The sequence below is a fragment of the Microbacterium sp. genome (assembly GCF_052099035.1).
Classification (GTDB): Bacteria; Actinomycetota; Actinomycetes; order Actinomycetales; family Microbacteriaceae; genus Microbacterium.
In genome coordinates, this window is the sequence record NZ_JBQDSX010000018.1 from 1 (window position 1) to 20810 (window position 20810).

Consider the following 20810-nt stretch of genomic DNA (forward strand, 5'->3'; position numbering starts at 1 on the left):
ATCCGTGTCGCCACCATCCGTGTCGCCACCAGCTGCGGCCGTCACGGCGAGCTCTGTCGTCACCTCAGTGCCATCCGGCAAGATGACGACGAGCGTGTGCGCACCGGCGGGAGTGGCTGCCGGGATCGTCACGGTCGCGGCGAACGCACCGTCAGCATCCGCCGTCACGGTGCCGAGCTGCACCGGCGTCGAACGCAGCTCGAGACTCAACTCAGCATCCGCAGCGAAGCCGGTGCCGGACACCGTGACCTCACCACCGGCAGCAACGGACGATGCACCGAGCGTGATCGCCGCCGGAACCTCGGGTTCCGGCGGGTTGACGCCGGTCTCGGTGACCCACTTCTCTCCCGCGTCGTTCTTCGTGACGGTGAACTCGTCGTACACCGCGCCGACGGGAAGTTCGGTCGTAGCATCCGACGTCTTCTCCGCGAGGTACGAGCGGTAGACGAGCTGACCATCGGAGACGTCGATGACCTGGTAGGTCGTCACGCCCGCGCCGCGCAGCACCTGGGTGGCACCGTTGTTGGTCCAGACGTTTTTCGCATCGGTCTCGAGGTTGTAGTGCTTCGCGCCCGAGTTCGAGACGACGTAGACGGGACCTGTTGTGATCCCGGGCGTTTCGGTGGCGTCGGTGTTCACGTAGCCGCGCGCATAGGTGTGGTCGTGGCCCATGAGCACGAGGTCGATGTCGTTGTTCTGGAACACCGGCAGCCACTCGGCCCGCAGGATCGGCTCGTCACGCCCCGCCGACGTCGAGAACACCGGCTGGTGGAACGTGACGACGTTCCACTTCGACGGGCTCTGCTTCAGGACCTCGTCGAGCCATGCCGCCTGGAACTTCGTCCACATCTCGGCGACCTGGGTCGAAGGGCACTCCTCGCCCGTGCACGACGGCAGCGCAGACGGGGTGAGGAAGGTCGTGTCGCGCGTCGCGTTCAGTGTGATGAAGCGCACGTCCTGGTAGTCGGTGTAGTAGACGGTCTCGGCGGCAAACTCACCCCAGTGCTCGAAGTAGGCGGCGTACTGCTTCGCAGCATCCGAATCGCCCTGCGCAAGGTTCGCGAGCTCTCCGATCGAGCCGATCTCGGGGTTGTTGTGCGGGTACTCGAAGTTCGCCTTCCAGGCGGTGAGCATCTTGTCGCCGGAGTACTCGTGGTTACCGGGGGCTGCCATGACGTTCGTGCTGACCGCGGAGTTCTGCATCCCCTTGAACCAGTTCAGCCACTCGTTGTCGTTGCCACCGGTGTTGATGAGGTCTCCGGCGTGCACCGATCCGATCGAGCGCGGCGCGTTCGCCTCGGCCTGGGCGACGACGCTCGGCCAGGTCGTGTCGAGGCCGATCTGAGCGTCGCCGTAGTAGACGAACTGGAAGTCGGTCGCGCTCGGGTCCTCGGTGCGGAAATCGAACCAATCGCTCCAGCTGCCCTCGAGACCGACGCGGTACCGGTACTCGGTGGCCGGCGTGAGTGCGTCAACCGTGGCGGAGAAGTGCTGGTTCGGGTTGCCACCCGTGACGCCGGCGGAGTATGCATCCACGGTGCGAGTGTCGCCGCCTGCGGCGGGCTCGATCTGCACCTGGCCGGACGTGTGCGACATGTCGCCGGCGAGCCAGGAGAACGACTGCGACATCGATGGCGTCTCGGTCGGGGTGAGCACGACGCGCGTCGGCGCGGCGACGACGGGGTTGCCGGGGTCGGATGCTTCGACCAGAGTCAGCGACGACATGTCGAAGTAGATGTCGGAGCTGGTCTCGCGGTCCTGGTAGAGCGCGACGGCGACGGTGTTGGTCCCGTCCTGCAGGACCTCGGGACCGGCCGCGAACGTGCTCGTGACCGGGTCGCCGTTGCTGTCGCCGGCGTACTCGACGTTGGTCTTCTCGGTGATGCGCCCGTCGGCGTAGCTGGCGACCTTGGTGCCGTTGACCCAGACGACGAGCGCGTCGTCGTAGGTGACGGTGCTCTGCAGCGCTGCGACCTGCTCAGCGACGCCCGCTTCGAGATCGAAGGTGGTGCGGAAGAAGTAGGTGGGCACGGTGGGTGCGGCCGCGCCGTCGAGGTACTGGTTCAGCAGCGTTGTCGGCAAGTGCGGCCCGACCTGGGCGAGTTCGCCGCGCTTGGCGCCGAAGCTGCCGGGCGCGCTCTGCCATGCCGAGTCGTCGAAGTCAGCCGTGGTCCACTCGCGCATCGCAGCGGGGGCGGGCGAGGGATCGCTGCCGTCGTCGAGGTAGCTCCAGGTGGATGCTGTGGTGACGAGCGGGTCTGCGGGAACATCGGGTTCGGCAGGTGCGGCCATCGCTGCGGGGGCAGCGAGCGAGCCGCCGAGTACGGCGAGGAGCGCGGCGGATGCGAGGCCGCCGCGTCGCCATCGTACGGCGGGGGAGGGGGAGGTCATATGTGTCCTTATGGTGGGTTTCCCACGCGGGCGCATGGGCACGTCCAGACAATCCGGGTCAGGTTTCGGGATGCTGTCGCGCGAGCGACGTGCGGATGAACGAGCGATCCGAGGCTCGCTCGTACGATCCGAGGCCCGCTCGTGCGCGCCGAATCCCAGCTTGTGCGCGCCGAATCCCGCTCGTGCGCGCCGAATCCCGCTCGTGCGCGCCGAATCCCAGACGGTCTGTGGCGGCGACGGCGTGTCGGGGCGTGACACGCCGCGTGGCGAACGTGTCGTCTGGGATTCGGCACGCACGGACCCCCCGTGGCTCGCCCCGGTACGCTGGAACCCATGCTGAATATGGCCGAGGGGCTCGCCCGCCTGCGTGCGCTCGCCGAAGGACCGGTCGTGTCCGTGGTCGCCCAGGCGTTCCAGGATGCCGGTTTCGAACTCGCTGTCGTCGGGGGACCGGTGCGCGATGCGCTGCTCGGCCGCGAGACGAATGACCTCGACTTCACGACGAACGCCTCGCCCGATGAGATTCTGAAGATCATCACCCCGATTTCGACGGCGCAGTGGGACATCGGCCGCGCATTCGGCACGATCGGCGCGCGGGTTCCGTCTCCGGATGGGCCCGCCGAGCAGGTCGAGATCACCACCTACCGCGCCGACAGCTACGACGGCGTCACCCGAAAGCCCACAGTCGAGTTCGGCGACACGATCGAGGGCGATCTCGTGCGCCGCGACTTCCGCGTGAACGCGATGGCGCTGCAGGTTCCGTCCGTCAAGCTCGTCGATCCGACGGGCGGCGTCGAGGATCTCGTCGCCGGCATCCTGCGCACCCCGGCCGAGCCGACGGTGAGTTTCGGCGACGATCCACTGCGGATGCTGCGTGCCGCCCGCTTCAGCGCCCAGCTCGGATTCTCCATCTCACCCGAGACGACGGCCGCGATCGGCGAGCTGCGCGAGACGCTCAAGATCGTGAGCCCCGAGCGGGTGCAGTCCGAGCTCGTGCGTCTCATGCAGACCGACGACCCGGTGCGCGGCATCCGCGTCCTCGTCGACACCGGGCTGATCGAAGAGTTTCTGCCCGAGGTCAGCGCCCTGCGCCTCGAGGTCGATGAGCACCACCACCACAAGGACGTGTACGAGCACTCGCTCACCGTGCTGCAGCAGGCGATCGAACTCGAGCACTCCCGCAATCCGGGTGAGTCGCCCGACGTGCCGCTGCGCATCGCGGCCCTGCTGCACGACATCGGCAAGCCCCGCACCCGCAAGCTGGAAGCCGGGGGAGCGGTCACGTTCCACCACCACGACATCGTCGGCTCGCGGATGGCGCGCAAGCGCCTGAAGGCGCTCCGCTTCGATGGCGACACGACGGATGCCGTCGCCACCCTCATCGAGTTGCACCTGCGCTTCTTCGGCTACGCCGAGGGGGCGTGGACGGATGCCGCGGTGCGCCGCTACGTGCGCGATGCCGGCGACCTACTCGAGCGACTGCACATCCTCACGCGTGCGGATGTCACCACGCGCAATCGCCGCAAGGCATCGCGGCTGGCATCCGCCTATGACGACATCGAGACGCGCATCGCCGATCTGCGCGAGCAAGAGGAGCTCGACTCGATCCGTCCCGAGCTCGATGGCAACCAGATCCAGCAGATCCTCGGCATCAAGCCGGGACGCGAAGTGGGCGAGGCCTACAAGTTCCTGCTCGACCTGCGGCTGGACGAGGGCGTACTCGGCCCGGATGCCGCCGAGCAGCGCCTCCGCGAATGGTGGGCCGCCCGGAGCGACTAGGTCCGCAGTTGAGGAACGATGATCTCGACCTCGTCGGCGACGAGCTCGAAGTCTTTGGGATTGAGTGTCGCGAGGCGAGCGCCGAGCGCGTGTGCGTGGCCGGCTAACAGGACGTCTTTGCCACGAGCGTGGGATGGCCGGGTTCTCGCGACGATCGCGGCGAGACGCCCATAGCTCCTGGCGGCAGCCTCATCGAAGGGCAGCCAGGGGGCTTCCAGAAGCCTCGTGAGCCGCCCGAATCGCATCATTCGCTGACGTCGTATCTCTATCGTGGCGGCGTGCTCGATCCCGAATTGCAGTTCAGCGGCAGCGAGGGAGCTGAGCACGATCGACTCTCGCGGCAGGGCGACATTGTCGATGTCGATCAGGACGCTGGTGTCGAGCAGGATCACGCGCTCTCGCCCTGTTGCCTTCGGAGCGTTTCACGCTGTCGTTCAGCCCGCATCCACGGGTCCTCCCAGGCATCCGCGTCGTCGTACGGTCTGGCATTGTGCTCGGTCAGCCAGTTCGCCGCGACGTGCAGATCCTCTTCGGTGGGCGGATTCGCCGCGAGGCGCGCCTCGATCTCGTCGCCCGTCGTGGACCAGCGTCGAGTTCGGTACCGGTCAGCGAGCACCCGCTCCAGTCCGCTCGTCGCCGGATCATCGCCTGCGGCCAGCCGCGTCAGCGCCTCTCGCACTTCGGCCTCCATCGAGCGGGAGTTCTTCGTCGCGCGCTGCTTCAGCGCCTCGACGACTTCGTCGGGAAGATTGCGGATCGTGATCGCGGCCATGAGATGCCTCCTGCCAGCATAATGCTAGCACTCGAGAGCCGCCGGGCGGGTGAGACATCATTTACTGCACGAGACACCGCGTGGCGAGGGGTGTCTCATGCAACAAATGGTGTCTCGTGCAGAAAGGTGTCAGGCCATCGTCGCCAGCTGCTCGAACGAGATGGCGTCGACGGGGGACGTGCCGGCGAGGATCTGCGCGAGCTGCTCGGTGACCATGTCTCCGAGCAGGGCGAGTTCGTTTCCTGCAGCGCCGGCGATGTGAGGAGTGAGCGTCACATTAGGCAGCGTGTACAGGACGTCGTCCTCGTCGAGCGGCTCGGGATCGGTGACGTCCAGGATCGCCGAGATGCGGCCAGTACGCAGCTCCGCACGGAGGGCATCATGGTCGATGAGCCGCCCGCGGGCGGTGTTGATCAGGCATGCTCCGTCAGGGATGCGGGCAAGAGCCGCCGCATCGAGCATGTGCTCGGTCGCCGGGGTCATCGGCGCATGCAGGCTCACGATCGAACTTCTCTCGAGCAGCTCATCCAGCCCGACCAGCGTCGCCCCGAGGTCGCGTGCCTCGGCAGCGCTGATCGTGGGATCGGTGAGGAGTAGATCGAAATCGAAGGGACGCAGCAGGTCGAGGACCCGCCGTCCGATTCGTGACGCCCCCACGATGCCGACGGTTCTCCCCGCATTTCCGATGGCCGGGTAGCCGGTGGCGATGGGCAGTGGATGCCGCGACACGGCGAACTCCCTCGACAGCTCGAAAGCACGTTTGCCGGCGAGCAGGATCATAGCGAGCGTGTACTCGGCGACCGGCCGGGCGTTGGCGCTCGCCGCGGTCGTCACGATGATCCCGCGGTGCCAGGCGTCAGCGTCCACATGCCCTTTCACCGTGCCGGCGGCATGCAGGATCGCTCGCAGTGCCGGCATCCGATCCAGCTCGGCGGGGCCGATGGTGGGTGATCCCCACCCGGTGATGAGGAACTCGACGTCGGACAGTGCGGCTGCCGGCACCTCGCGGAAGTCCGTGATGACTTCGTCAGGATCGATATCGACCAGTGATTCCAGTCGCGCAAGGGATGCTGGCCGGAACAGCTTGTGCACCAGGGCGGGGTCCAGCGCGAATAGCGTGTTCATCTAACTCAGAAACCGCGGCAGGAACCAGATGACTGCGACGATCACGACGATCACGACGGTGACCCACCGGCCACCGCGCTTGAGGCGTCGCCCCTCCAGCGCCACCCCGGGCGGTGGCGTCAGCATCCCGACCGGTGGCGCGAACGGCAGCGCGTGCGATCCCTCGACCGGCGCGCCCGCAACGGAACCCGCCATGGCGGGCGTAGCGGGGACGCGTTGCGCGAGCCGGTCATCACGCCACCTCGCCCACTGGTCGAGCTTGGTCATGAGGGCGCCGACGGCCCCGAACAGCCAGGCCCACGTCGCGGGGTCCAGGGTCGATGCCGCACGCTTGGTGTACAGGAACAGCCAGTCGTCAACGATCTCCACGTCGAGTTGAGCTGCGCTGTCGATGAAGCGCGCCATGATGTCGGGGGTGAACAGGTAGAGCGCATCCTGCTCGTACCCCTCAGGGCAGTACAGCGTGAAGTACTTGTCGAAGTCCCCTTCGAGCGACAGACGCTGGTCCTTCTGGAACGATGCCGGCAGGTTGGTGCCGAATCCGTTGTTGCCGAGAGCATCCAACACGATGTTCGGCAGGGGGACGTCCAGCTTCACCGCGACATAACCCCAGCGGTGCGTCGTCGAGTTCTTGCCCGAACCGGTCGTGTACTCGTAGTTGCCGAACTCCACGAAGCGAGGGGTGTGGCCGCGGACCAGCTGGTCTGCCTTCCGAGCGCGGCCCAGGCCGAAGATCATGCCCGGGAGCGGCGGATTTGGAACCCGATCCTCATACGTCATGCCGTTCGCGGCGGCGAAGCGGCTCAGCCGGAAGCGCGCGATGCGGCCGCGGCGATAGTTGACGAATGCGATGACGCCGATGACGACGAGCACGATGAGGACTGCCACGAAGGGCAGACCGAGCAGGGGAGAGCCGGCCCGCGCGGCCGCCGTGACCCCGGCAGTGACCACCGGCACACCGATCACGAGCATGATGGCGATGACGATGATCACCACGACGCTGCCCGCGGAGAAGCTGCTCGAACTCTGCCGCGTGCGCATCTCCCGGACGAACGCGCTGACGGCCTTCGGATCGACCGGATCCGTGAGCGGTCGGGCGTCGAAAGAGGGGGGCGCGGGCGTGGTCACTCCTCCACGTTGCCACAGTCAGGCGTCTGAATACGCAGACCACGCGCCCGGCGTGCGCCGCGGCACGCGGTCCCTGAGCCTGTCGAAGGGGCAGCCCCCAGACATCACTTTCGGCACCAGACATCACTTTCAGCACGAGACACCACGCGTTTCGTGGCGTCTCAAGCAGGAAATGGTGTCTCGCCGCCAGTGGCGGGAGTGGCGCCGGCGCCGGCGGGCAGCGCCGGCGGGTCAGGCGCCCGCATGCATCGACGCGCCCTCTTCGATCGGCAGCGCCTCGATCGCGGCATCCGCGCAGATCTGCCGGATGAGCTCCGCGGACCCGGCGACGATCGTCGAGTCGAAGTCGATCTCGCTCACCATCACCCAGGCGTGGTCCGAGGGCCAGAGGATGCTGGGGTGCTGCACGGCAGGCTCGAAACCGCGCGCCTCGGCTTCACGGTCGCGCCAGGGCGCGTCAAGGATCCAGCTCGGATCCGCGAACGACGAGGGAGCTGCGCCGAACAGCACATGATCGCGGTCGGGCAGCGCGAGCCGGGCGCCCTTCGAGATCTCGTCGGAGAGGATGCCGGGATGCCACTGCGCTTTGCGAAATGGATTCTCGAAGTTCGCGCGGAGGCTGCTCCACACCGCCGGTTCGCGGGGCGGCTCGTCGGTGAGTTCGATGAAGCCGCGACCGTTGCCGCCGTACGCGCCGACGAGACCACCCCACCCTTCCCATACGGCGACGCATCCAGCATCCGGTGTCGACGTATGCGATGCGAGGTGGGCGGCGACCGCCGCGAACTGCGCGACCGGCATCCGACCCTCGTCGGGACACGTGAACTCGCGCCCGTCCGGGGCGATGCGCGAGCGCCAGTCCTCCTCCGGCGGTGTGGCGACGATGCGCTGCCATTGCGCCAGCGCATGCACAGTCGTGCCGAATGCGGCGGCGGCATCCGCCCAGGTTGCCGGTCGGTCGTCGAACAGCCCCATGAGACGCTGCTGCTCGGAGTCCGGCATGCGCATCCACGCGTCCATCGTCGGCACCGCACGATCCGGGAGCGACCGCACCTCGGCGGGATGGAAGACACGTGCGTACGCCTCGAAGCCATGAGGAACGAAGTGGTGAATCGACCAGTCGTCGTCGAGGCGGTCACGCAGCCAGTCGCCAGCAGAGACGTCCGAGATCCAGTCCATGCCGACCACGGTACCCGCACCTGCACAAGGTATATACTCATTCAACAGTTGAGATATACGGGGGCGCCATGACGAAGACTCTTATCGACGTCGACGATCAGCTGCTCGAGCAGGCGATGCGCCTCACGGGGGCGACGACGAAGAAAGCCGCAATCAACGAGGCACTCGCGCAGACCGTCAGGCGCGGTGAGGCGCTCGGTTACATCGACATGCTTCGCTCCGGGGTGGTCATCGCGCTCGACGACTCAGATGTGATCGCCGACGCGCAACGATGAACCAGCTCTTCCTGGTCGACAACTCCGTGCTGCAACGGGTTCATCGATCGGATGCTGTGGCTCAAGCGCTGATCGATCTGCTGAGCACGGGCGACCTGGCCAGCTGCCTGCCGCAGCTGCTCGAAGAGGGGTATTCCGCGCGGAGCGCGGAAGAGCACCGCGCCCTGACCGAAGCAAGCGCCAAGGCGAAAGTGTTCCTCCAGGCGGATGCCGAGGTCGCACGTCTCGCCGTCGATCTGCAGCGGCGGCTGTTCGCCGACGGCCAGGGAAGATCTGTGGGCGTGAGCGACGTCCAGATCGCCGCCACTGCGATCCGTAGCTCGAGCGGAAACCAGCGCGTGAGCGTCGTGCATTACGACGCGGACTTCGAGAACGTTGCCGCGATCGAGCCGGCGTTCTCGCACCGCTGGATCGTTCCGCGCGGCTCGGTGGCCTAGCGCGTTCGCGACACGCCCGGATCTGAAGTAGACTGCTCAGGTTGTCTGTCTATCGGAACGCACTCTGCGGCGAGAAGGACGGGCACGTGCACACACCCTCCTGTTTCCGGGAACGTCCCGGAAACCGTTCAAGTCCGAAGGAGGTGGGTAAGTGACGCACCAGTACGAACTCATGGTCATTCTGACCCCCGAGATCGACGAGCGCCAGGTTGCTCCTGCGCTCGACAAGTTCCTCAAGGTCATCACCAACGATGGTGGCACTGTGGACAAGATCGACATCTGGGGCAAGCGCCGTCTTGCATACGAGATCGAGAAGAAGAACGAGGGCATCTACGCCGTCGTCAACTTCACCGCTTCGAGCGACTCCACGAAGGAGCTCGACCGTCAGCTGGGTCTGAACGAGCAGATCATGCGCACCAAGGTTCTCCGTTCCGAAGAGGCACAGGCCATGGTTGCGTTTGAAGCCAAGCGCTCCGAAGAGAAGGCTGCCCGCAAGGCCGCCAAGGCTGCGAAGGCCTGAGTCTCATGGCCGGCGAAACCGTCATCACCGTGGTGGGAAACCTCACGGCCGACCCCGAACTGCGGTACACGCAGAACGGGCTGCCGGTGGCGAACTTCACCATCGCATCGACGCCGCGAACCTTCGACCGTCAGGCGAACGAGTGGAAGGACGGCGACGCGCTGTTCCTCCGTGCGTCCGTGTGGCGCGAGTTCGCTGAGCACGTGGCGGGATCACTGACAAAGGGCATGCGTGTTGTCGCGCAGGGTCGCCTCCGTCAGCGCTCGTACCAGGACCGCGAGGGAAACCAGCGCACGTCCATCGAGCTCGAGATCGACGAAATCGGCCCTTCGCTTCGCTACGCGACCGCTCAGGTCACCCGCGCCGCTTCCGGCGGTGGCGGTGGCGGCGGACAGTCGCGTCCGGCTCAGCAGCAGCAGTCGTCGTCGTCCGAGGAGCCGTGGTCCACGCCCGGTTCTTCGACCAGCGCCGATGCCTGGAGCACTCCGGGCAGCTTCGGCGACGACACTCCGTTCTAACGCTTCGACAGGCTCAGCGACCGACGGTCCGAGCCTGACAATGCAAACTCTTATTGATAAGGAATAACCATGGCTGGAAAGTCGAGCGGCGACCGCCGCAAGCCGCGGAAGGGTGGCAAGCCCACCGCTCCCGCGAAGTCGATCCGGGTTGGCGTCATTGACTACAAGGACGTCGCGACCCTTCGCAAGTTCATCTCGGAGCGTGGAAAGATCCGCGCCCGTCGTATCACCGGAGTCTCGGTGCAGGAGCAGCGTCTGATCGCCAAGGCGATCAAGAACGCACGCGAAATGGCGCTCCTGCCCTACGCCGGCGCTGGCCGCTAAGGGGTGCTGACATGGCAAAGCTGATTCTCACGAACGAAGTTGCCGGGCTCGGAAGCGCCGGTGACGTCATCGAGGTCAAGAACGGGTACGCCCGTAACTACCTCGTCCCCCAGGGCCTCGCTACGGCGTGGACCCGCGGTGGTGCCAAGCAGGTCGAGTCGATTCAGGCCGCCCGCAAGGCACGCGCAATCCACGACCGCGAAGAGGCCGTGGCACTCAAGGACGCGATCGAGGGCCAGAAGGTCCGCCTGACGGTGAAGGCCGGCAACGGCGGACGCCTGTTCGGCTCGGTCAAGACCGATCACGTCGCCGACGCTGTCGCAGCGGCCGGCCTCGGCTCCGTTGACAAGCGCAAGGTGACCATCACCTCGCCGATCAAGTCGACCGGTGACCACGAGGCGACCGTGCGTCTGCACGACGACGTCGTCGCCGTCATCACCCTTCAGGTCGTCGCGGCCAAGTAAGCCGCAACAACCTTCCGGAGAGCCTCCGATCCTTCGGGATCGGAGGCTCTCCGCTTTTCGGATGCCGTGCTGTTCGGATGCTGGTGCGTCAGGCTGTGCGGCGACGCACCACCAGACCCGCACCGAGCAACATCAGCAGGATGGCCAGCAGGGCCGGTGCCAGCAGGTCGCCGCCTCCGGTCGTTGCGAGCATCGCGCTCGGTGCGCTCCCCGCGGCGACCGCCGATCCCTGAACACCCACGACGGTGTTCGCGCCGGTGCTCGGCGTCGTGCCGGGGTCGGTCCCAGGATCAGTGCCTGGATCAGTGCCCGGACCCGTTCCCGGGTCAGTTCCCGGGTCGGTGCCGGGGTCAGTTCCCGGATCGGTTCCTGGATCTGTCCCGGGGTCCGTTCCTGGATCGGTGACCGTGCTGGTGCCGATGACCGAGATCGCGTTACCGCCGATCGTCAGCGGGATGCTGACCGGCGCCGCGATCTGCGAGCCGCCCAACACCGAGTCGAGGCCGGACGTGACGACGTCACCACCCGTCGCAGGATCGGATGCCGGAGCTCCCGCCCCTGAGCCGGCGACCTCGCTCGTTCCGAGGACACTGACCGCGTTGCCGACAACCGACACCGGAACATCAGCCGGCGCCACCACTTGGGTGCCGCTGGCGATGCCGTCCGAGCCGTCCGTGACAGCATCCTGCGTTGCAGTACCCGGCGTTGCATTGGACGGCTGGGCGGGTGTTGAGGAGGCGGGTGCCGCCGACTCCTCGGATCCTGCCACGGCGCTGGTGCCCAGCGCCGAGATGGCGTTGTCGGTCACGGTGATCGGCACGTTCACATCGAGCAGCGCCTGCGTGCCTCCGAGCAACGAATCGATGCCCGATGTGGTCACCGGTGCCACTGACTGTGCGTCAGTCGCGGCCGGTGCCGGCGCCGGTGCGGGTGCGGTGTCCGCCACGTCGGACGAGCCGAGCACGCTGACCGCATTGCCATCGACGGTCACCGGGACCTCCGCGGTCACAACCGCCTGGGTTCCGGATGCCGTACCGTCCGCACCGCTCGTCTCGGCAGCAGGTGCCGGTTCGGGCGCGGGTGCGGGTTCGGGCGCCGGTTCCTCCACGGGCGCCGGTGCTGGTTCTTCTGCGGCCGCGGGCGGAGGTGTTTCCGCGGGCGCCGGTGGCGCAGCATCCGCACTCGAGATGCCGAGCAACGCAATCGCATTGCCGGTGACATCCACGGGAATCTCGACGGGGATGACCGCCTGAGTTCCCGAGAGGATGCCGTCGTCTCCATCGGTTTCTGCCGCGTTCGCGGCGGTGGCGCCGAGCAGGGTGATCCCGCCGGCCAGTGCGACGCCCCAGAGGGCGCGCTTGACGAAAGTTCGCATGATTGTTCAACTCCAGACTGAGATGGGTTCGGATGATCGCGCGCAGAGAGCGCGCGAAACGTGCGTCATCCTCGGGGGATGACCGAACCCCGATCAGTCGGGAGAGGTGTCCGTGTCGGCGACCGCTGACGACGGTAGATCGTCGTCAGCCACCGCGAGAGCTCGCTTCACGGCACGGAGCGAGTCCGCGGATTCGTCGCCGAAGCGTGCAGCGTCGGCGGTAGGGCTTCCGCCATGGCTGGCGGAAGACGAAGGACCGGGCGCACCCGGGGGAGCATGGGCAGGGTGGTGCCCCGGATCGTCCGGTGCTCCGGCGGGGTGCGCCGCGGCATCCACCGAGATATCCGCAGGGCGCGAGTCTCCGGACTGGTGGCTGCCGACCGTGGAAATACGTGCGTGCGCACCGGCCGCGGGTGCATTCACCGCAACGGTGTCGAGCAGCTGCGCTGACGCGGGCGGATTCGCCGGGGACGTCATATCGTCTGGCACTGCCGGAGAGCCGGAATCGATCACTTCGAGTACGGGCGGGACGACTGCGTCGATCGTGTTTCCGATGAGCCCGGTCGTGGCATCCACTGTGTCAACGACGTCGCTGACGGCATCCGTGACGCCCAGGTCGCGAAGGAGCTGACCGACGAGCGGAACGTCGGAAACGATCTCGAGCGCGGGATCCGTGAGCGATGCGACCGGAGAGTTCTGAAGCGTTTCCGCGACCGGTGTCGCAACGGCAGGCACGAGATCGGCGGCGGTGTCGGTGACCGGCTGCGCAACGTCGCTGGCAATGTCGCCGACGACGGGGACCGACTCGACCGACTCGATCGTCTGCGCCACCGGTTCGGTCACGGTCGAGACGGTTTCGGTCACGACCGGAGTGACGGCCTCGACGACAGGAGTGACCGTCTCGGTGACGACGTCGCTGACGAGATCGGTACCGGAGTCGAGAGTGGAGCTCACCAGGCCGGCGAGGCTGTCGAGCGGGTCATCCGGTGTCTCGTCCGCGTGCGCGGAAGAGCCTGTGGTGAGAATGATGAAGGCTGCCCACGCGAGCACACTGATGGCTCCCCACAGAAACCCTGTGGGCATCCGACGGGATGCGGCGGCAGACACGTTCACCTCCCCCTCGAAGCGAATGACCTCGGCGCGCAACGCCTTGGCCCCGACCATACGCGCGCACCGCCGTGCTTGTCCAGGCCGATTTTGCGCGCTGACCGGTCGCTTCTCCTCGGGGTGCGCAGCGGACGCGCCCGAGAAAAATCAAGCTTGACTTCTCCCCAGGTTGTACACATCCGTCCACGCGGCTCACAACCTTCAATCAGTGATTTAAACAGAATCTCATCCACAAGCTTGAGAGGCAATAAACCCCTGATCATAGGGATAAATAAAGTTTGAAAACAACGCTCAGCACAAGGTTATCCACATGTGTTGTACACAGACACTCCGGCGTTCTCCGCAATCTCTCCACATAGTTATCCACAGGCCGTCTTGCATGGGGATAACCCTGCTCTTACCGTGGGAAGGCGACGAGATGTCGGTGGTGTGTGGTTCGCTCGGTGTGACCGCGAAAACACTCCGCTGTCGCCCGGCTTGGGGGCCGCTGGAACCTGAGCTGTCCGCCTGCCAGCCGCACCGAAGGGAGCACAGTGTCGATTGCCGACATCTCGGAGGAACGTCTCGGAGGCCAGCGCAAGCCAGAGCGCGTGCCGCCCCATGACCTCCTCGCCGAACAGAGTGCTCTGGGCGGAATGCTCCTGTCGAAAGACGCTGTCGCCGATGTGATCGAGACGCTCAAGGGCGCCGATTTCTACATTCCCAAGCACGAGCTCATCTTCGAGGCGATCCTCTCGCTGTACTCGCATGGTGAGCCGACCGATGTCGTCGCCGTCACCGACGAGCTGATCAAGACCGGTGAGCTGGGACGTGCCGGTGGCGCGGACTACCTGCACACGCTCACCTCGATCGTGCCGACCGCCGCGAACGCCGGCTACTACGGTGGCATCGTCGCCGAACGCTCGATTCTGCGCCGTCTCGTCGACGCGGGCACACGCATCGTGCAGCTCGGCTACGAGGGTCAGGGCGACGCAACCGACCTCGTCAACAACGCGCAGGCCGAGATCTACGCAGTCTCCGGCACGCAGACCGCGGAAGACTACGTTCCGCTGACGGTCGCGGTGGATGCTGCGATGGAAGAGATCGAGGCGGCCAGTGGTCGTGACGGATCGATGACGGGTGTGCCGACCGGGTTCAAAGAGCTCGATGAGCTGACGAACGGCTTGCACGGCGGTCAGATGATCGTCGTAGCAGCGAGGCCTGCTGTCGGTAAGTCGACGCTCGCGCTCGATTTCGCTCGAGCCGCTGCGATCGGCCACAACCAGCCCGCGGTGTTCTTCTCCCTCGAAATGGGCAAGAGCGAGATCGCCATGCGTCTGCTCAGCGCAGAGGGCGCGATTCCGCTGCAGCACATGCGCAAGGGTTCACTCGACCCGCGCGACTGGACTACGGTCGCTGCGACCCGCGGACGCATCAACGATGCGCCCCTCTTCATCGATGACAGCCCCAACATGACGCTGGTCGAGATCCGCGCGAAGTGCCGTCGCCTCAAGCAGCGCGAGGGTCTGCGCCTGGTCGTCATCGACTACCTGCAGCTGATGACGAGCGGCAAGCGCGTCGAGTCGCGTCAGCAAGAGGTCTCGGAGTTCTCGCGTGCACTGAAGCTGCTCGCGAAGGAGCTGCAGGTGCCGGTCATTGCCCTGTCGCAGCTGAACCGTGGTTCTGAGCAGCGCACGGACAAGAAGCCGCAGATCAGCGACCTTCGTGAGTCCGGGTCGATCGAGCAGGATGCCGACATGGTGATCCTGCTGCACCGCGACTCGGTCTACGACAAAGACGTCCGCCCGGGCGAGGCCGACCTCATCGTCGCCAAGCACCGTAACGGTCCGACCGCGACGATCAACCTGGCGTTCCAGGGCCACTACTCCCGGTTCGCCGACATGGCGCAGGGTGGGGACTTCAACTAGGTGTAACTGGCGACCGTGATCACCCGGCCCGTCGGGTGACGCGAACATGATCATGCCGTCCTCGTCCATCGCCACCCGGAAACCGAGGAAAGACTCGTAGAACTCTCGGGTCGCGACAGGGTTCTCGGTCACGATCACGGGCATCGCGCTGTGAATTTCTTCCAGACCACCCGCTACGGTGTAGCCGTGCCCTTCGCTCTCGCCCTGACGGTGATCCTCGCCCTGCTCGCACTGTTCCAGATCGCGCTCGCCGCAGGCGCCCCGTGGGGTCATTTCGCGTGGGGAGGGCAGCACCGCGTGCTGCCACGGAACCTGCGCATCGGCAGCATCCTCTCGATCGTGATCTACGCACTGATCGCGTTCATCGCCTGGGAGCGGGTAGGTGCGAGCTCGCTGCTTCCGGATGCCGTCGCCCAGGTGGCGATGTGGGTGGTGTTCGCGTACTTCGCGATCGGCATCGTCATGAACGGCATCTCACGCAGCAAACCCGAGCGATACACGATGACGCCGGTCGTGCTCGTACTCGCCGTGCTGTCGCTGTGCATCGCGATGGGAATGGGTCAGCTCGCCACGGCGATCTGACACTCGTAGCATCGACGTATGTCGAGGACAGCGCTGGTCGTGAAAGTCCCACAGGTGGACGAACTCGTGGCGCTCCGTCAGCTCTACGCAGCAGGTGCGACGAACGGAGTGCCCCCGCACATCACGATTCTCTTCCCGTTCATTCCTGCCGCCCAGCTCCGCGAATCGGATCTCGATGCCGTTCGTCGCGTGGCCCTGAGCGTGCGCGAATTCGATTACGCGCTCACAGGAACGGGATGGTTCGGCGATCGCGTTCTCTGGCTCGCGCCGGAGAAGCCTGCACCGTTCGTCGATCTCATCGATGCCGTGAGCGATGCCTTCCCGGCCTATCCGCCTTACGGAGGTGCCCACGATGGATCGGTGCCGCATGCGACAGTCGGCGACTCCGGCAGCCGCGACGAATTGCTCAGCGCCGAGGCGACGATGCTTCGCGTCCTCCCAATACTCGGAAAAGCGACCGCTGTAACCCTGCTCGCCGAACGTGCGGATGCGTCCTGGCACGAGGTGATGGATCTGCCGCTCGCCGGACGAGACTAACTCCCCGTCAGCGCACCTCATTCCGCCGCTCGCAGATCATCGTGCCCACCGGGCGCTCACCGCGTGCCTCACGAAGGTACGTCTCCACAACGTCGAAACCGGCAGCGTCGAGCAGGTCGCTCAGCTGATCGACCGGCCACCGATACGCGCGCACCACCGCATGATCGAAGGGTTCCACCGCAGACCCGCTGAAGAAACCGAGCGCGAGCTGTCCGCCCGGACGCAGGACTCGCGCGAACTCGGAGAGCGGGGTGGCGATCGCGTCGGGCTCATGATGGATCGTCGAGAACCACGAAAGGACCCCGGCAAGTGAACCGTCGCTCGCGTCGATGTGGTCGATACTCCCCAGATCGAATCGGATGCCGGGGTACACCGCGCGAGCATGATCGATGAACGACGGAACAAGGTCGATCCCGCGTGCATTGAGCCCGAGATCGTTCAGGTGACCCGTCCAATGCCCGGGTCCGCAGCCGGCGTCCATGACATTCCCCTCGATTGACGAGGCCCAGGTATCGATGATCTGCCGATCCGACGGGTGCACTGCCGACATGGATCCCAGGAGGTCCGTGTACTCCGCGGCACCTGCCGCGTAGGCGCTGGTCGTGGACATCACATGACGAGAGTATCGATGTCCGAGCCCCGCAATAGCCTGGCGGTATGACTCCTATCGAGGAATGGACCATCGAGCGGCACCTCGAGGGGCAGCCGGAGTTCGCCGTCGATCTCTTCCACGATTTCATCCACATGGTCGAGGCGATTGGACCCTTCACCTATTCGGTCAGCAAATCGACGATCACTTTGAAGGGCACGCGGCGCGGGTTCGCCGGAGCGCGTCCGGTAGCCGCGGGCTTGCGCGGGTACTTCGACATCCAGCGTGAGCTGGCCGACCCGCGGATCCGCTCGGCTGCGCCGTATACGCAGCGTCTGTTCGTCCATCACTTCCAGATCGCCTTGGCTGCCGAGCTCGACGACGAGTTCGCCGGATGGCTGGAAGAGGCCTATGCCGTCGGAGCGGGCATGCACATCCGCTGAGCCCAGCCGCGCATAATGTCAGGAAGCGATGCCGCCGCGCGCGGCGTGAAGGAGAAGAGCTGATGCACACCCGCACCCTCGGACACGGCCTCGAAGTGTCGGCCATCGGCCTCGGTTGCATGGGCATGTCGCAGAGCTACGGCCCCAACCCCGGCAGCCGTGCCGACATGATCGCGGTACTGCGCTCGGCCGTCGACCACGGCGTGACGTTCTTTGACACGGCCGAGGTCTACGGTCCCTACGCCAACGAAGAGCTCGTCGGCGAAGCCCTTCAGCCGATCCGCGATCAGGTCACGATCGCCACCAAGTTCGGGTTCGACATCGAGGGTGGCGAAGGTGGCCTCAACAGCCGGCCCGAGCAGATCAGAAAAGTGGCGGATGCTTCGCTGCAGCGCCTGCGCACCGACACGCTCGACCTGTTCTACCAGCACCGTGTGGACCCCGACGTGCCGATCGAGGATGTCGCCGGAACGGTCGGCGAGCTCGTGAAAGAGGGCAAGGTGCAATACTTCGGGCTCTCCGAGGCATCCGCCGAGACCATCCGTCGCGCGCATGCGGCGTTCCCCGTCACGGCGGTGCAGAGCGAGTACTCGCTGTGGACCCGCGACCCCGAAGCCGAGGTGCTGCCGACACTCGCCGAACTCGGCATCGGATTCGTACCCTTCAGCCCGCTCGGCAAGGGATTCCTCACCGGAACCGTCGATCAGACCACCGAATTCTCGACCGGTGATATCCGCACCACGATCCCGCGATTCAGTGAAGACAACCGCACCGCCAATCAGGCTCTCGTGGTGCACATCACGGAGATTGCCGCGGCGAAGAGTGCGACACCGGGGCAGATCGCGCTCGCCTGGCTGCTCGCGCAGCATCCATCGATCGTCCCGATCCCCGGCACGCGCCGCACGTCCCGCATCGCAGAGAATGCGGCGGCCACCGCCGTCGCGCTCTCCGCCGACGAGCACGCCGACCTCACCGCACTCGCCGATCGCGTCGGCGTCGCCGGAGCCCGGTACAACGAGCATCACCTCGGACTCGTCGGGCGCTGACGACCGAGGCCGTTCAGAACCCACGCCATTCAGAACCGACGCCCATTTCGATGGCATACTCACGAAATGGCTTACTTCGTGAAGCCCGCGCACCGCAGCGCAGCGGTCGCGACATCCATTCCTCGAGACGAATCCCTGCCCAGCGTGTGTGTCATCGGCGCCGGCTCCTCGGGACTTGCCGCGGCGAAAGCGCTGTACCTCGCCGGGGTCCCCTTCGACTGCTTCGAGAAGGGCAGCGAGATCGGCGGAAACTGGCTCTTCGACAACCCGAACGGACAGTCCGCCTGCTGCGAGACGCTCGAGATCAACACATCCTGCCCGCGGATGGCGTTCTCCGGCTTCCCCATGCCCGAGAACTACCCGCCCTACGCCCGGCACGACCAGGTGCATGCCTACTTCGAGGACTACGCGGCGCACTTCGACTTCCGCGCCACGATCACGTTCCACACCACCGTCACCGATGTCTCCCGCACCGACGACGGCAGATGGCGGGTGCGCACTGCTGGTCCGCACGGCGAAGAGACCCGCGAGTACGACGCCGTCCTCGTCGCGAACGGGCATCACTGGCACCCGCGCTGGCCAGAACCCGCCTACCCGGGAACCTTCTCCGGCGAGCAGATCCATGCGCACGACTACCGCTCGGGGGATCAGCTCGAAAGCCGCGACGTCATCGTCGTCGGCGCCGGCAACTCCGCCATGGACATCGCCGTCGAGGGCGCTCTCCGGGCGAAGAGCGTGACCCTGTCGATCCGGCGCGGCCAGTGGGTGATGCGCAAGTTCCTTTTTGGCGCAGCCAGCGACCAGATCGCCCTGCCGGGATGGATGCCGTGGTGGATGACCGCCGCACGCCTGCGCATCGGCGCCCTCGCCTCCGGCGGACTCAAGAAGTACGGCCTGCCGAAGCCGCCGCACGCCCCCGGCCAGTCCCACCCCGTGCAATCCGAACAGATCCACGCGCAGATTGCCGCCGGCAAAGTCGCTGTGCGCCCCGGCATCCGCTGCTTCGATGGTGACCGCGTCGAGTTCACCGACGGCAGCAGCGCGCGCGCCGATCTGATCGTCTGGGCGACCGGATACCAGGTGTCGTTCCCCTTCCTCGATCGCTCGCTCGTCGACCCCGAGGGCAACGAGCTGCCGTTGTGGAAACGGACAGTCCACCCCGACCTGCCCGGCCTCTACTTCATCGGCCTGCTCCAGCCCGTCGGTGCCGTCATGCCGCTCGCCGAGGCGCAGGCAGCATGGGTGACCGAGATGCTCACCGGCCAGTACGCCCCGCCGAGCGACCGTGAGGTGCGCACCCAGATGATGCGCGACCACGAGCGCAACAAGCGCCGCTTTTACGCGTCCCCGCGCCACACCATGGAGGTCGATTTCGACCACTACCTGTGGGACCTCGTGCGCGAGCGAAAAGCGGGAGCCAGGCGCGCGGCGGGTGCAGAACAAGAAGAGCGGATGCTGCGCCAGAACACGGTGACCTCATGACCGGGATGCTGCAGTACCGAGTCGTTGCCAGCACCGGCGGCGCGAACGGCATCGGGCGGGAGACCGCTGCACTTCTCGCGGCGGCCGGAGCTCGCGTCGCCATCGGCGATTACGACGGCGAAGCCGCGCGACGCACCGCGCAGGAGATCGGTGCGAGCGCTGTCGGGTTCGACCTCGATGTCACCGATTACGACTCGTTCGCCGCGTTCCTGGCATCCGTCGAATCGGAGTGCGGGCCGATCGATATCCTCGTCAACAGTGCGGGCGTGATGTGGGTGGGAGGTTTCGCGGACGAGCCCGAATCAGCCGCCCGTCGGCAGCTCGATGTCAATCTGCTCGGCGTGATCCACTCCGTGAAACTCCTCGCGCCGCGCATGCAGGCACGTGGCGCCGGGCACATCCTTACGATCGCGTCCGCAGCATCCATTCTTCCGACGCCGGGCGAGGCGACCTACGCCGCCAGCAAGCACGGCGTGCTCGGATACCTCAAAGCCGTCCGCACCGAACTGCGCGGCTCCGGCATCCACCTGTCCGTCATCATGCCCACCGTCGTCGACACCGCGCTCGCCGCGGGAACCAGTATGGGATCGGCGGCGATGCTGCAGCCGGGCGACGTCGCTCAGGCGGTGGCGCGCACGATTGCCCGACCGCGCTTCGAGGTCACGGTGCCGGGGTACGTCGGCATCGCGTATCGCTTCGTGAGCCTGCTGCCGCAGCGCCTGCGCGACGTGGTCCTCGCCAGGATGGTTCCGGATCAGGTGGCATCCGTCGACCGCGGCGCCCGCTCGGGGTATGAAGGACAGTTCACGCAGGAGTGACGCGGGATTGGC

General features: G+C 66.2%; 23 protein-coding genes. 14 read left to right on the forward strand and 9 right to left on the reverse strand.

Translation table 11 applies throughout. The annotated features are described in order from the left end of the window. The coding region (locus ACTIAO_RS07750; protein ID WP_441905709.1) for a fibronectin type III domain-containing protein at positions 1-2391 on the reverse strand (2391 nt) is incomplete at its 3' end. Positions 2392-2724: 333 nt separating this feature from the next. On the opposite strand from ACTIAO_RS07750, the gene ACTIAO_RS07755 reads away from it, so the two are divergent. After that, a complete protein-coding gene (locus ACTIAO_RS07755) occupies positions 2725-4170 on the forward strand; it encodes a CCA tRNA nucleotidyltransferase (protein ID WP_441905710.1) in 1446 nt (481 codons plus the stop codon). Here ACTIAO_RS07755 and ACTIAO_RS07760 read toward each other — a convergent pair. The 5 genes from ACTIAO_RS07760 to ACTIAO_RS07780 all read right to left on the reverse strand — a co-directional run bounded on the left by ACTIAO_RS07760 (position 4167) and on the right by ACTIAO_RS07780 (position 8374). Continuing rightward, complete coding sequence (locus tag ACTIAO_RS07760; RefSeq protein ID WP_441905711.1) at positions 4167-4562, reverse strand: type II toxin-antitoxin system VapC family toxin; 396 nt, start codon at positions 4560-4562, stop codon at positions 4167-4169. The two genes, ACTIAO_RS07755 and ACTIAO_RS07760, sit on opposite strands and share 4 nt — an antisense overlap. Beyond that, entirely contained in the window at positions 4559-4942 is a 384-nt protein-coding gene (locus tag ACTIAO_RS07765; RefSeq protein WP_441905712.1) for a FitA-like ribbon-helix-helix domain-containing protein, read from the reverse strand. Before ACTIAO_RS07765 ends, ACTIAO_RS07760 begins: the two co-directional genes overlap by 4 nt. A gap of 129 nt (positions 4943-5071) precedes the next feature. Further along, positions 5072-6067 carry a hydroxyacid dehydrogenase gene (locus ACTIAO_RS07770; RefSeq protein WP_441905713.1) on the reverse strand — a complete coding sequence of 332 codons (996 nt, stop codon included), beginning with the start codon at positions 6065-6067 and terminating at the stop codon, positions 5072-5074. Next, the gene (locus ACTIAO_RS07775) at positions 6068-7195 is read right to left on the reverse strand and encodes a hypothetical protein (RefSeq protein WP_441905714.1); all 1128 of its coding nucleotides are present in this window, start codon (positions 7193-7195) and stop codon (positions 6068-6070) included. Positions 7196-7426: 231 nt separating this feature from the next. Further along, positions 7427-8374: a hypothetical protein gene (locus ACTIAO_RS07780; protein ID WP_441905715.1), complete on the reverse strand. Its 948-nt coding sequence runs from the start codon at positions 8372-8374 to the stop codon at positions 7427-7429. A gap of 68 nt (positions 8375-8442) precedes the next feature. Here ACTIAO_RS07780 and ACTIAO_RS07785 point away from each other — a divergent pair, with 68 nt between their 5' ends. The 6 genes from ACTIAO_RS07785 to rplI all read left to right on the forward strand — a co-directional run bounded on the left by ACTIAO_RS07785 (position 8443) and on the right by rplI (position 10912). Beyond that, positions 8443-8649 (forward strand): type II toxin-antitoxin system VapB family antitoxin, encoded by a 207-nt coding sequence (locus ACTIAO_RS07785; RefSeq protein WP_441905716.1) that lies wholly within the window; start codon positions 8443-8445, stop codon positions 8647-8649. Beyond that, positions 8646-9086, forward strand: a complete 441-nt coding sequence (locus tag ACTIAO_RS07790; RefSeq protein WP_441905717.1) for a PIN domain-containing protein — start codon at positions 8646-8648, stop codon at positions 9084-9086. The genes ACTIAO_RS07785 and ACTIAO_RS07790 overlap by 4 nt, the downstream gene beginning before the upstream one ends. Before the next feature lie 151 nt (positions 9087-9237). Beyond that, on the forward strand, positions 9238-9606 hold the full coding sequence (gene rpsF / locus ACTIAO_RS07795; protein WP_441905718.1) for a 30S ribosomal protein S6: 369 nt from the start codon (positions 9238-9240) through the stop codon (positions 9604-9606). A gap of 5 nt (positions 9607-9611) precedes the next feature. Beyond that, positions 9612-10124, forward strand: coding sequence for a single-stranded DNA-binding protein (locus ACTIAO_RS07800; protein WP_441905719.1), 513 nt, complete (start codon positions 9612-9614; stop codon positions 10122-10124). A 69-nt stretch (positions 10125-10193) separates the two neighbouring features. Continuing rightward, positions 10194-10448: a 30S ribosomal protein S18 gene (gene rpsR / locus ACTIAO_RS07805; RefSeq protein ID WP_071641238.1), complete on the forward strand. Its 255-nt coding sequence runs from the start codon at positions 10194-10196 to the stop codon at positions 10446-10448. An 11-nt stretch (positions 10449-10459) separates the two neighbouring features. Continuing rightward, on the forward strand, positions 10460-10912 hold the full coding sequence (gene rplI, locus ACTIAO_RS07810; RefSeq protein ID WP_441905720.1) for a 50S ribosomal protein L9: 453 nt from the start codon (positions 10460-10462) through the stop codon (positions 10910-10912). Between the two features lie 88 nt (positions 10913-11000). Here rplI and ACTIAO_RS07815 read toward each other — a convergent pair whose 3' ends face one another. Next, positions 11001-12287, reverse strand: a complete 1287-nt coding sequence (locus tag ACTIAO_RS07815; protein WP_441905721.1) for a chaplin family protein — start codon at positions 12285-12287, stop codon at positions 11001-11003. Positions 12288-12380: 93 nt separating this feature from the next. Further along, a complete protein-coding gene (locus tag ACTIAO_RS07820; RefSeq protein WP_441905722.1) occupies positions 12381-13451 on the reverse strand; it encodes a hypothetical protein in 1071 nt (356 codons plus the stop codon). Between the two features lie 476 nt (positions 13452-13927). Between ACTIAO_RS07820 and dnaB the strand changes: the two genes are divergently transcribed. From dnaB to ACTIAO_RS07835, 3 genes are all read left to right on the forward strand, one after another. Then, entirely contained in the window at positions 13928-15301 is a 1374-nt protein-coding gene (dnaB, locus tag ACTIAO_RS07825; RefSeq protein WP_441905723.1) for a replicative DNA helicase, read from the forward strand. Positions 15302-15487: 186 nt separating this feature from the next. Next, positions 15488-15883, forward strand: coding sequence for a hypothetical protein (locus ACTIAO_RS07830; RefSeq protein WP_441905724.1), 396 nt, complete (start codon positions 15488-15490; stop codon positions 15881-15883). Between the two features lie 18 nt (positions 15884-15901). Continuing rightward, positions 15902-16420 (forward strand): 2'-5' RNA ligase family protein, encoded by a 519-nt coding sequence (locus tag ACTIAO_RS07835; protein WP_441905725.1) that lies wholly within the window; start codon positions 15902-15904, stop codon positions 16418-16420. A 7-nt stretch (positions 16421-16427) separates the two neighbouring features. On the opposite strand, the gene ACTIAO_RS07840 is transcribed toward ACTIAO_RS07835, so the two are convergent. Further along, complete coding sequence (locus ACTIAO_RS07840; RefSeq protein ID WP_441905726.1) at positions 16428-17030, reverse strand: class I SAM-dependent methyltransferase; 603 nt, start codon at positions 17028-17030, stop codon at positions 16428-16430. A 47-nt stretch (positions 17031-17077) separates the two neighbouring features. Between ACTIAO_RS07840 and ACTIAO_RS07845 the strand changes: the two genes are divergently transcribed. From ACTIAO_RS07845 to ACTIAO_RS07860, 4 genes are all read left to right on the forward strand, one after another. Further along, entirely contained in the window at positions 17078-17452 is a 375-nt protein-coding gene (locus ACTIAO_RS07845; protein WP_441905728.1) for a DUF5655 domain-containing protein, read from the forward strand. 62 nt (positions 17453-17514) lie between these two features. Beyond that, the gene (locus tag ACTIAO_RS07850; RefSeq protein WP_441905729.1) at positions 17515-18498 is read left to right on the forward strand and encodes an aldo/keto reductase; all 984 of its coding nucleotides are present in this window, start codon (positions 17515-17517) and stop codon (positions 18496-18498) included. Between the two features lie 66 nt (positions 18499-18564). Then, positions 18565-19980 carry a flavin-containing monooxygenase gene (locus tag ACTIAO_RS07855; RefSeq protein ID WP_441905730.1) on the forward strand — a complete coding sequence of 472 codons (1416 nt, stop codon included), beginning with the start codon at positions 18565-18567 and terminating at the stop codon, positions 19978-19980. Beyond that, positions 19977-20798 (forward strand): SDR family oxidoreductase, encoded by an 822-nt coding sequence (locus ACTIAO_RS07860; protein WP_441905731.1) that lies wholly within the window; start codon positions 19977-19979, stop codon positions 20796-20798. Before ACTIAO_RS07855 ends, ACTIAO_RS07860 begins: the two co-directional genes overlap by 4 nt. The last annotated feature ends 12 nt before the right edge of the window (positions 20799-20810 follow it).

Excerpts from the sequence above, each read along its gene's own strand:
- ACTIAO_RS07755 (WP_441905710.1), top strand. The coding sequence starts at position 2,725 with ATGCTGAATATGGCCGAGGGGCTCGCCCGCCTGCGTGCGCTCGCCGAA.
- ACTIAO_RS07765 (WP_441905712.1), bottom strand. The coding sequence starts at position 4,942 with ATGGCCGCGATCACGATCCGCAATCTTCCCGACGAAGTCGTCGAGGCG.
- ACTIAO_RS07770 (WP_441905713.1), bottom strand. The coding sequence starts at position 6,067 with ATGAACACGCTATTCGCGCTGGACCCCGCCCTGGTGCACAAGCTGTTC.
- ACTIAO_RS07780 (WP_441905715.1), bottom strand. The coding sequence starts at position 8,374 with ATGGACTGGATCTCGGACGTCTCTGCTGGCGACTGGCTGCGTGACCGC.
- ACTIAO_RS07785 (WP_441905716.1), top strand. The coding sequence starts at position 8,443 with ATGACGAAGACTCTTATCGACGTCGACGATCAGCTGCTCGAGCAGGCG.
- ACTIAO_RS07790 (WP_441905717.1), top strand. The coding sequence starts at position 8,646 with ATGAACCAGCTCTTCCTGGTCGACAACTCCGTGCTGCAACGGGTTCAT.
- ACTIAO_RS07800 (WP_441905719.1), top strand. The coding sequence starts at position 9,612 with ATGGCCGGCGAAACCGTCATCACCGTGGTGGGAAACCTCACGGCCGAC.
- rpsR (WP_071641238.1), top strand. The coding sequence starts at position 10,194 with ATGGCTGGAAAGTCGAGCGGCGACCGCCGCAAGCCGCGGAAGGGTGGC.
- rplI (WP_441905720.1), top strand. The coding sequence starts at position 10,460 with ATGGCAAAGCTGATTCTCACGAACGAAGTTGCCGGGCTCGGAAGCGCC.
- ACTIAO_RS07815 (WP_441905721.1), bottom strand. The coding sequence starts at position 12,287 with ATGCGAACTTTCGTCAAGCGCGCCCTCTGGGGCGTCGCACTGGCCGGC.
- ACTIAO_RS07820 (WP_441905722.1), bottom strand. The coding sequence starts at position 13,451 with ATGGTCGGGGCCAAGGCGTTGCGCGCCGAGGTCATTCGCTTCGAGGGG.
- ACTIAO_RS07835 (WP_441905725.1), top strand. The coding sequence starts at position 15,902 with ATGTCGAGGACAGCGCTGGTCGTGAAAGTCCCACAGGTGGACGAACTC.
- ACTIAO_RS07840 (WP_441905726.1), bottom strand. The coding sequence starts at position 17,030 with ATGTCCACGACCAGCGCCTACGCGGCAGGTGCCGCGGAGTACACGGAC.
- ACTIAO_RS07845 (WP_441905728.1), top strand. The coding sequence starts at position 17,078 with ATGACTCCTATCGAGGAATGGACCATCGAGCGGCACCTCGAGGGGCAG.
- ACTIAO_RS07850 (WP_441905729.1), top strand. The coding sequence starts at position 17,515 with ATGCACACCCGCACCCTCGGACACGGCCTCGAAGTGTCGGCCATCGGC.
- ACTIAO_RS07855 (WP_441905730.1), top strand. The coding sequence starts at position 18,565 with ATGGCTTACTTCGTGAAGCCCGCGCACCGCAGCGCAGCGGTCGCGACA.
- ACTIAO_RS07860 (WP_441905731.1), top strand. The coding sequence starts at position 19,977 with ATGACCGGGATGCTGCAGTACCGAGTCGTTGCCAGCACCGGCGGCGCG.